The sequence below is a fragment of the Nocardioides sp. CPCC 206348 genome (genome assembly GCF_048654705.1).
Lineage (GTDB): Bacteria > Actinomycetota > Actinomycetes > Propionibacteriales > Nocardioidaceae > Nocardioides.
Window position 1 is genome coordinate 5,611 of sequence record NZ_JBMCZA010000180.1, and the last position, 3,340, is coordinate 8,950.

Below are 3,340 nucleotides of genomic sequence, written 5' to 3' on the forward strand. Positions count from 1 at the left end.
AGAGACTCCCGAGGACTGATCCGGTCCGGGGGTTGAGGTGCGAGGAGCGCTAGCGACGAGCCTCGAAACCTCCGGGCCCGCCTACGCAAGGTGGGCCCGGAGGTTTCGAGGCTCGCTGCGCTCGCACCTCAACCACCGGGCGGCTGGTGCCGGGAGCCTCCCCACGGGGCTCCCGGCACCCGGTCCTACAGCAGCTCCAGGGCCCCGGTCAGCACGCCGCGGAGCTTCTGCTCGATCTCGTCGAAGTGCTCCTGGCCGCAGATCAGCGGGGGCGAGAGCTGGATGACCGGGTCGCCCCGGTCGTCGGCACGGCAGTAGAGGCCGGCGTCGTACAACGCCTTGGAGAGGTAGCCGCGGAGCAGGCGCTCGGACTCGTCCTCGTCGAAGGTCTCCTTGCTGGCCTTGTCCTTGACGAGTTCGATGCCGTAGAAGAAGCCGTCGCCACGGACGTCGCCGACGATCGGCAGGTCGAGCAGCTTCTCGAGCGTCGCGCGGAAGTCACCCTCGCGGGCCCGTACGCCCTCGTTGATGCCTTCGTTCTCGAAGATCTCGAGGTTCTTCAACGCCACCGCGGTGGAGACCGGGTGGCCTCCGAAGGTGTAGCCGTGGGCGAACATCTCCGCGCCGTGCGCGAACGGCTCGTACAGCCGGTCGCTGGCGATCATCGCGCCGAGCGGGGCGTAGCCGGACGTGATGCCCTTGGCGCAGGTGATGATGTCGGGCTGGTAGCCGTAGCGCTCGGCACCGAACATGTGCCCCAGCCGCCCGAACGCGCAGATCACCTCGTCGGAGACCAGCAGGACGTCGTACTGGTCGCAGATCTCGCGGACCCGCTGGAAGTAGCCCGGGGGCGGCGGGAAGCAGCCGCCCGCGTTCTGCACCGGCTCGAGGAAGACGGCGGCCACCGAGTCGGGGCCCTCGTTCTCGATCTGTACGGCGATCTGGTCCGCCGCCCAGCGGCCGAACGCCTCGGCGTCGCCGCCGTCGTCGTGGAACCGCTCGGGTGCGCGGTAGAAGTTGGTGTTCGGCACCCGGAAGGTGGACGGGACCAGCGGTTCGAACTGCTGCTTGAGACCGGGCAGGCCGGTGATCGACAGGGCGCCGTGGGTGGTGCCGTGGTAGGCGATGGTCCGCGAGATCACCTTGTGCTTCATCGGCTTGCCGACGAGCTTGAAGTAGTTCTTCGCGAGCTTCCAGGCGGACTCGACGGCCTCCCCGCCACCCGAGGTGAAGAAGACCCGGTTGAGGTCGCCGGGCGCGTAGCTGGCGACCTTCGCGGCGAGCTCGATGGCGGTGGGGTGCGCGTAGGACCACAGCGGGAAGAACGCGAGCTCGGAGGCCTGCTTCGCCGCCACCTCGGCCAGGTCGGTGCGCCCGTGCCCGAGCTGGCTGACGAACAGCCCGCCGAGGGCGTCGAGGTACTTCCTCCCGTGGGCGTCCCAGATGTAGGCGCCGTCGCCGCGCACGATCACCGGCACCTCGGCCGTGTCGTACGACGACATGCGGGTGAAGTGCATCCAGAGGTGGTCGCGGGCGGACTGCTGGAGGGCTGCGTGCTGTTCGGAGTCGTGGGCCACCCGCCCATCTTGACCCGTTCGGTCGTCACGAGCAAGTGAATCCGTCGCCAGTTCACCAGATCGCAACGGATTTCGTTGTTGGAGCGCTTCCCCGCGGCGGAGATGCTGGCTAGGCTCCCGGCCATGACCCCCCTGCGGAACCTGATCAACGGTGAGCTCGTCGACGCGGCCTCGGGCGCCACCTACGAGGTCGTCAACCCGGCCACGGGAGCGGCGTACGCCACCGCGCCGGCGAGCGCGGCCGAGGACGTCGACCGTGCGATGCGCGCTGCCGACGCCGCCTTCGAGGTCTGGGGCGACACCACCCCGCGCGAGCGCCAGGAGGCGTTGCTTCGCATCGCGCAGGCGCTGGAGGACCGGGCGGACGAGTTCGTCCGCGTGGAGTGCGAGAACACCGGCAAGCCGCTGGGCCTGACCGCCGAGGAGGAGCTGCCGCCCAGCGTCGACGAGCTGCGCTTCTTCGCCGGGGCCGCACGCGTGCTCGAGGGCCGCAGCGCAGGCGAGTACCTCAAGGACCACACGTCCTGGATCCGCCGTGAACCGATCGGCGTCGTCGCCCAGGTGACGCCGTGGAACTACCCCCTGATGATGGCGATCTGGAAGATCGCACCCGCGCTCGCCGCCGGCAACACGGTGGTCCTCAAGCCCAGTGACACCACCCCGGCGAGCACCGTGCTCCTCGCCGAGCTGGCGAGCGAGTTCCTGCCACCCGGCACCCTCAACGTGGTGTGCGGCAACCGGGACACCGGACGCGCCCTCATCGAGCACCCGACCCCGCAGTTGGTCGCGATCACCGGCTCCGTGCGGGCGGGCTCGGAGGTGGCCGCCTCTGCCGCGACCGACCTCAAGCGGGTCCACCTCGAGCTCGGCGGCAAGGCCCCGGTCGTCGTGTTCGACGACGCCGACATCGCCGCAGCGGTGGAGTCGATCGCGACAGCCGGCTACTTCAACGCCGGTCAGGACTGCACCGCGGCCACCCGCGTGCTCGTCGCCGACGGCATCCACGACGAGTTCGTCGCCGCCCTCGCCGAGCAGGCCCGCACCACCCGCACCGGAATGCCCGACGACGCCGACGTCCTCTACGGCGCCCTGAACAACCCCGACCAGCTGGCCCGGGTCAGCGGCATGGTCGATCGTCTGCCCGACCACGCCTCGATCAACGCGGGTGGGGCACGCGCCTCGGTGACCGGCGGCGAGGGCGGCTACTTCTACGAGCCCACCGTCGTCTCGGGCCTGCGCCAGGACGACGAAGCGGTCCAGCACGAGATCTTCGGTCCGGTGATCACCGTCCAGCGGTTCGGCGACGAGGCCGAGGCGCTCCGCTTCGCCAACGGCGTCCAGTACGGCCTGTCCTCCAGCGTCTGGACCAAGGACCACGGCCGCGCGATGCGGATGTCGCGCAAGCTCGACTTCGGCGTGGTCTGGATCAACACCCACATCCCCTTCGTCTCCGAGATGCCCCACGGCGGGTTCAAGCACTCGGGCTACGGCAAGGACCTCTCGATGTACGGGCTCGAGGACTACACGCGCATCAAGCACGTGATGTCCTACATCGGGACCGCCGGTGGTTGAGGTGCGACGAGCGCAGCGAGGAGCCTCGAAACCATGCGGATCCTGCTGATCGGGGCTGGTGGCGTCGGCGGTGCGTTCGCGGCCATCGCCGCCCGGCGCGACTTCTTCGAGACCATCGTCGTCGCCGACTACGACCTCGCCCGTGCCGAGAAGGCCGCTGCCACCGACGAGCGGTACGTCGCCGCGCAGGT

At 69.7% G+C, this 3,340-nt stretch carries 3 protein-coding genes; 2 read left to right on the forward strand and 1 reads right to left on the reverse strand.

Going from position 1 to position 3,340, the window contains the following annotated elements:
• Nucleotides 1-185: 185 nt before the first annotated feature.
• Nucleotides 186-1,577 carry an aspartate aminotransferase family protein gene (locus ACOADB_RS14725; RefSeq protein ID WP_378599992.1) on the reverse strand — a complete coding sequence of 464 codons (1,392 nt, stop codon included), beginning with the start codon at nt 1,575-1,577 and terminating at the stop codon, nt 186-188.
• Nucleotides 1,578-1,700: 123 nt separating this feature from the next.
• Between ACOADB_RS14725 and ACOADB_RS14730 the strand changes: the two genes are divergently transcribed.
• Both ACOADB_RS14730 and ACOADB_RS14735 read left to right on the forward strand, forming a co-directional pair.
• Nucleotides 1,701-3,149, forward strand: a complete 1,449-nt coding sequence (locus tag ACOADB_RS14730; protein WP_378599994.1) for a gamma-aminobutyraldehyde dehydrogenase — start codon at nt 1,701-1,703, stop codon at nt 3,147-3,149.
• Nucleotides 3,150-3,182: 33 nt separating this feature from the next.
• A partial coding sequence (locus tag ACOADB_RS14735) for a saccharopine dehydrogenase NADP-binding domain-containing protein (protein WP_378599999.1) occupies nt 3,183-3,340 on the forward strand: 158 nt, incomplete at its 3' end.